The organism is Peribacillus sp. NPDC058002 (genome assembly GCF_042886655.1).
GTDB classification, from domain to species: Bacteria; Bacillota; Bacilli; order Bacillales; family DSM-1321; genus Peribacillus; species Peribacillus aracenensis.
Genome location: NZ_JBHVQU010000212.1, coordinates 1 through 6080 on the forward strand (window position 1 = coordinate 1; position 6080 = coordinate 6080).

Below are 6080 nucleotides of genomic sequence, written 5' to 3' on the forward strand. Positions count from 1 at the left end.
GCACACACCAACTAAAGGGGTTACCTCTGATGGCTTGGCGATGACTGTATTTCCCGCTGCTAAAGCATTAAGAATGGGTACCATGGAAAGCTGCAGCGGATAATTCCATGGGGAAATGACGAGAACCGTTCCACGGGGCATATAATGAATATAAGATTTTTTACCAATTAACATGAGTGGAGTGGTGACCTTCTGTCCGGAAAGGGTCTTCACTGCATGTTTCTCGATATGCTTGATTGCATCAATCGTTGGCATGATGTCAGCAACCAACGCTTCAATTTTCACTTTTCCCGTATCTTTTGAAACGACTTCAGCTATTTCATCCATTTTTTCAACCATCAATAAACGAAGCCGTTTTAAATAGTGCAGCCGTTCCTTGATGGGAAGGTTCGACCATGATTGGAACGCATGTCTTGATTTCTTATATATATGAGGAATCGACTTCAATGGCGTTGGGACGATTTCCGAAATCTTCTCACCTGTTGCCGGAGAAAACACTTCCAACTTGTCATGTATTTCTTCCATAACTACTCCCCTTGCTTTACTTTATTTTTATTGGTACTCCATATCTTTTATCCTTTGAATAAAGATCAACCCAGGAGTAACACCTTCCATGAAATGCAGCAATACTTCTCGGCTGAAGTGCTGTCCGTCAAAACTCCCTTTCTAAGTGAAAGTAAAATAGCGCTTCAATTCCACTCCTTGATTTCCCAGGATGGTTTGATAAGAGCGCCTGACTACTTTTCTAAAAACAGTTCATAAACTTCACTAAACCTACGAGGTTTTTCCTGAACCCTCTTATATAATGCCAGAGACGCAGCAGCCTGTATAATATAATCGATTGGAACCAAGTTAACAACCGTAACCCTCTCTCCATAAAACCCCTGTTTGTTTCCCTGCAATGTAACCGGGGCTAATATAAGTATACCTCTTAAGATGGTTTATTCCTTTAACAAATTCGTTTACAGTGTCCGCGACATCACATCACGTTATGCAACTGATTTGGTGAAACCCATGAACTACAGCCAGTCATCAATAACCTTGAATAGTAATCTCTATAGCACCGATGAAATGGAATATATAGTAAAAAGTTTCCGATTTTAAAAGGAGTATTCACGTTTGCCATCGAAGGTAATATATAGGAATCCAAATTCGGCCTTAAGCAAAAAGGAAATCCGGGAGACTAGTTTATCGGTTTTAGTGTTTAATATTGGGTAATGGAGGATAAATTCATATTATCTAATATAAATTATTATCTATATAACCGATTTTCCGTTACTATATAAGAAGGCGATTTTTTCGCGCATACATATTTGAGGTGAGCGCACAAGTGAAAAGAATAATTAAAGCATACGACTTCCCTATTTTCATCGCTGTCGTATTACTCTGTTTGTTTGGTTTAGTCATGATTTACAGTTCGAGCATGATTACTGCTGTTGCTCGATACGGTCAGCCCATGGATTACTTTTTTGAGAAACAAAAAACGGCCTTTCTCATTTCATTCCTGGCAATGATCGTCACGATGATTCTTCCTTATAAGATGTACAAAAACAAAATGTTCTTGATGTCTATGATGTTTGGAATGGCCGGTATCCTTTTGATGCTATTTATCTTCGGCCATACAGCTGGAAATGCCACAAGCTGGTTCAAGTTAGGGACAAAATCGGTCCAACCCGCAGAATTTTCCAAATTGGCGATGATCATTTATCTGGCAGCCATTTACGGAAAAAGGCAGGATCGAATCAATAGTATTGATAAAGCAGTCATCCCCCCGATTTTCTTTCTGGTATTCATCTGTTTTTTAATCGGGATACAACCTGACTACGGAACGGCTGCGGTCATTTTCCTGATTTCAAGTACCATGATCATTTCATCCGGGATGTCTTTTAAGAGCATATTCAAACTTTCATTGATCACTGCGATATTCGTTGCGATATTCGCATTAGGAGTACTTGTGACAGGTAATTTCTCATCCGTCTTCTCTCAAAATAAGGTGTCTCGTTTTACGGGGTTTGCCGATCCATTTGGAACGGCAGGAGAAAGCGGGTATCAACTCGTCAATTCATTATTCGCGATAGGATCCGGTGGCCTTACTGGAGTGGGACTTGGCGACAGTGTACAAAAATACGGATACCTGCCTGAATCACATACTGATTTCATCATGGCCGTCATTGCAGAAGAACTCGGGATATTCGGAGTCGGGTTCGTTCTATTGACACTAGGTTTCATCGTCCTAAGGGGATATGTGCTTTCCGCAAAATGCAAAGATCCTTTTGGAAGCCTTTTATTGATCGGCATCTCATCCATGATCGGCATTCAAGTTGGCATTAACGTAGGCGGAGTGACTGGACTTATCCCAATTACAGGGATCACCCTTCCATTCATCAGTTATGGAGGATCTTCCTTACTGCTGCTCATGCTTTCTATGGGCATATTCCAAAATGTCGTCATGCGAATGAACTTACTTGAACAGAAAGAAAAGGTCGTGTCCATCCCAAAGGATGAGATTGCGTCTTCAAAATAAACGTAAAATCCTATACCCCCTGACATTTCTGTTCATGTCAGGGGGTTTTCCCTATTGAAGTTCATATAAAAAAAACAGGCAGTCGAAACCGACCGCCTGTTTTTTTCATTTATAATGGATACCGATTTTCGTAAAGCCAGAAATCAGACTGAGCAAAGGACAAAGTAAGCAGAAGAATGCAAATGGGGCATATTCAAGGGTTGAAACACCCAATACCTGTGTAAGGAATACACCGCAGACACCCCAAGGAACCAGAGGATTCACAACTGTTCCCGCATCTTCAAGTACCCTCGCAAGCGTTTTGGGCTGCAAGCCTAAATCTTCATACTTCTGCTGAAAGGCCTTCCCAGGCAGTATAACTGACAAATACTGTTCACCCACCAGGAAATTCACGCTGATTCCTGCAAATACAGTAGCGGAAATCACTTTCGCTACACTCGTCAATGAATCCTGGACCGCTTTTAAAATAGAAGGGATGACTCCCAATTCGAACAATAGTCCGCCCATCGCCAATGCCAACAACACCATCGAAACGGAGAACATCATACTTTCAATGCCGCCCCGCGATAGGATTGAGTCAAGTTGATCCATTCCACTCTTCAGTACAAAACCCCCGTATAAGATATCCGCTAGTTTTGCAACGGTCAAGCTTGGCGTTTGTATGAAAGCAACCACTGCCGCCGAAACGATTCCTGCTGACAATGTCGGAATCGCCGACACCTTTTTCAAAGCCATGACTAGAACGATGACAAACGGAATCAAACTCCATATGCTTATACTCGTCTCCATTTCCAGGGCTTTGGTCATGGCTTCGATTTCCTCAACACGAGCCACTTTGACATTCGGTGAAAGGAAGTAAAAGCCGATAAGTGAAATTAAAAAACCTGGAATCGTTGTCCAAAGCATATTATTAATATGTTCAAATAATGACGCTCCAACCGTTCCCGATGCAAGGTTGGTCGAGTCGGATAATGGAGACATTTTATCCCCAAGAAATGCACCGGAAATGATTGCACCGGCTGTGATCGCCAACGATAAATCCATCGCAGCCGCCATGCCTATTAAAGCAACGCCGATTGTGGCTGATGTTGTAAGTGAACTCCCGATACAGAGCCCTATTAGCGAACACACAAGAAATGTGATCGCATAGAAATATTCACCAGAAATCCAGTCAAACCCATAGTACATGATGGTAGGGATCGTCCCGCTTGCCATCCAGATGGAAATCAGCATTCCAATGAAAAAGAATATATAGATGGCTCCCATACCAGAAACTGCACCTTTGACGATAGCTGCCTCCATAATTGAAAATGGCAGCTTCTTGATCTTGCCATAGACAAATAGAAATAGGATTGCCGCTATAATTGGAATATGGGGGGCAAGTCCATAATGTATGATACCAGTTGCAATAATTAAGAATAGAACGGCCAAAACCCCAATTGCTTCAGGTAAGGAGAGCTTTAGCTTTGCATCTTCAAGACGCATAATGAATTTCCCCGCTTTCATGTTGTTAATTCTCTGAGGTGAGGATCGGACCTTATCACCCTCATAATTACTGAAACGCTTTTAAGCACTAAAGTACTAGCTAAATATAAAGGAGTTTAAGGAGTTTGTCAAAGGAATAATTTAGTAGATATTGATTTTTCCAATAATATTTCTCTAAAAAGACTTTTATTTGCCAATCTTATCTGGGCTAATTGAAAGCCCTTGGTTTTCCCATCGTTATTCGTTAACTAATGAACAGTTTTTTCTCATCATGATCGATCAGGGTCATGCAGCCTTTCTTTACGGAAAAAGATGTTCAAACTGGACTTCGCGAGAGGGAAGTATGATCTAAATATCGAAGAGGTCAAATATTCTGTGTAACCGCTTCAAGTACAATAAAATATCAAAAGGGTTTCCGAATGAGACCATTCCGAAACCCTTCTGTCTACAAACTGAAAGCCCGTGTATATTACACGGGCTTCTCCATTATTTCAAATCCATTGGATTATATAATTCCACGTCAGGATTTTTATCTTGGAACCAACGAAGTGCAAACTCATTTTCAAATAAGAATGCATATTTGTCAAACCGGTCTTTAACAAGAATGCTTCTTGAGCTATGAAGGTTTTCATCAAGCTTTTCATCTTCAGCCCAACGTGTTATCTTACTGCCCATGCGCTCCATCACGACTTCAACATTGTACTCGTTTCTCATTCGATGCTCGAATACTTCGAATTGAAGTTGCCCAACCGCACCAAGCAGATATTCTTCCATCCGAACCGTTTTGAAGAGCTGTATTGCCCCTTCCTGTACAAGTTGGTTAATTCCTTTATGGAAATGTTTCTGTTTCATGACGTTTTTAGCTGTTACCCTCATGAATAGTTCCGGTGTAAACTGAGGCAGCTTTTCAAACTGGAACATGTCTTTGCTTGTTGTGATCGTATCTCCAATCTGGTAGTTACCGGTATCATATAAACCGATGATATCTCCGCTTACCGCTTCATTTACGGTGTTCCGATCATCAGCCATGAATTGGGTGGAAGAAGACAGGTTAATCGGTTTCCCTGTCCTGCTCAAGTTTACGCTCATTCCGCGCTCGAATTTACCGGAGCAGATACGAAGGAAAGCGATCCGGTCACGGTGTTTTGGGTTCATATTCGCTTGGATCTTGAAAATGAAGCCAGAAAAATCATGACTGACAGGGTCCATTTCGCCAGACGTCGTCATCCGTGCTTGTGGAGCTGGTGCAAATTTCAAATAAGCATCCAAAAACGTCTGGACACCGAATGTCGTTAAAGCACTTCCGAAAAATACGGGACTTAGTTTTCCATTCGCAATGTTTTCTTCAGAGAATTGGTTACCCGCTTCCGTCAACAGCATGATTTCTTCCAATGTTTGCTCATATAGCTGGGAATCCTTAAGTTTATGATCCACTTTAAGCTCACCTTCGTCATTCAACGGAAGGAAACGCTCTTCCCCTTCGGTTTTGAACTGTTCAATCCGATTATTGAACCTGTCGTAAATGCCCACGAAGTCTTTTCCCATCCCAATCGGCCAGTTCATTGGATATGTTTCTATACCTAATACCTCTTCGAGTTCGGCAAGCAATTCAAGCGGCGTTTTACCTTGTCGGTCCATCTTATTGATAAAAGTGAAAATCGGGATGCCCCTCATCCGGCATACTTTGAATAACTTAACTGTCTGATCCTCGATACCCTTTGCCGAATCGATAATCATCACGGCGCTATCAACAGCCATTAGTGTGCGATATGTGTCTTCACTGAAATCTTGGTGGCCTGGTGTATCGAGAATATTGACACGGAAATCATCATATTCGAATTGCATCACTGAAGATGTAACGGAAATTCCCCGTTGTTTTTCAATCTCCATCCAGTCACTTGTTGCATACTTCCCTGTTTTTCTAGCTTTAACTGTTCCGGCATCACGGATCGCGCCGCCAAACAGCAATAATTTTTCTGTCAAAGTCGTTTTCCCGGCATCCGGGTGAGAGATGATTGCGAAGGTCCGTCGGGATTGAACCTCGTCTTTTAATGTAGTCATAAAATGTTCC

The 6080-nt window shown here is 41.8% G+C and carries 4 protein-coding genes; 1 reads left to right on the forward strand and 3 read right to left on the reverse strand.

The annotated features are described in order from the left end of the window. Window positions 1–525: aldehyde dehydrogenase family protein (locus tag ACFVSH_RS21805; protein WP_387707781.1), on the reverse strand; the 525-nt coding region annotated here is incomplete at its 3' end. An 805-nt stretch (window positions 526–1330) separates the two neighbouring features. Between ACFVSH_RS21805 and ACFVSH_RS21810 the strand changes: the two genes are divergently transcribed. Further along, complete coding sequence (locus ACFVSH_RS21810; protein ID WP_387599476.1) at window positions 1331–2524, forward strand: FtsW/RodA/SpoVE family cell cycle protein; 1194 nt, start codon at window positions 1331–1333, stop codon at window positions 2522–2524. A 105-nt stretch (window positions 2525–2629) separates the two neighbouring features. On the opposite strand, the gene nhaC is transcribed toward ACFVSH_RS21810, so the two are convergent. Next, complete coding sequence (nhaC, locus tag ACFVSH_RS21815; RefSeq protein ID WP_387707783.1) at window positions 2630–4009, reverse strand: Na+/H+ antiporter NhaC; 1380 nt, start codon at window positions 4007–4009, stop codon at window positions 2630–2632. A 486-nt stretch (window positions 4010–4495) separates the two neighbouring features. After that, entirely contained in the window at window positions 4496–6070 is a 1575-nt protein-coding gene (locus tag ACFVSH_RS21820) for a peptide chain release factor 3 (RefSeq protein WP_387599470.1), read from the reverse strand. Between the last annotated feature and the right edge of the window lie 10 nt (window positions 6071–6080).

Coding starts and splice junctions, on each gene's coding strand:
- nhaC (WP_387707783.1), bottom strand. CDS start 4,009: ATGCGTCTTGAAGATGCAAAGCTAAAGCTCTCCTTACCTGAAGCAATT.
- ACFVSH_RS21820 (WP_387599470.1), bottom strand. CDS start 6,070: ATGACTACATTAAAAGACGAGGTTCAATCCCGACGGACCTTCGCAATC.